1 protein-coding gene is annotated in these 544 nt (G+C 29.2%); it reads right to left on the bottom strand.

Going from position 1 to position 544, the window contains the following annotated elements; all coding sequences use genetic code 11:
- Positions 1–544 (bottom strand): hypothetical protein (locus ACOTVC_RS09035; protein WP_421628407.1); only part of this gene is annotated, 544 nt, incomplete at both ends.

The following is a 544-nucleotide window of genomic DNA, read 5'->3' as shown; positions in this document are numbered from 1 at the left end:
CAAATTCATTAGTTTTACAATTGCAGCACCTTCAAGATCCCAGGTATCTAAAGGATCCCTTAACCTTGTATGTTTTTTCATATATTGATGTAAAAACTCAATATCTTGTGTAGCTATAAATTCTTTAATCAGTTCATGTTCTTTGCAAGCACATTTGCGTTCTAAATTTAAATTCTTACCCTTAGAACCTATAAAATGTAAAAACCAATCCCTATTGAATATATCCCTTCTTTTTCTCTCATCTTCTTCTATTAATTCTAACAAACAAGTAGTATCCATATCTAATAATACTCTAACGCAAAGTTCAATAGCATTTGCACCATAACTACCACACCGAAATCCTGTTTCTAAACGATTTTTTTCTTTTAATAGCATAAGTGCTTCTAAATCTTTTTTAACTATGTTTATATCATCACCACGAGAGTATTTATCTAAAGCAATACATTTTTTTCTATCTTCTATACAAAAAATACAAGTTTGTCTATCTCCAAAAGGAAGTTCTAAAAAAATTTCTTCGGAACTCTTGATATCTTCTTCACACTTT

Source organism: Campylobacter sp. GB48 (genome assembly GCF_049221845.1).
Classification (GTDB): domain Bacteria; phylum Campylobacterota; class Campylobacteria; order Campylobacterales; family Campylobacteraceae; genus Campylobacter_D; species Campylobacter_D lari_C.
This window is presented reverse-complemented; position numbering and strand designations above follow the sequence as displayed.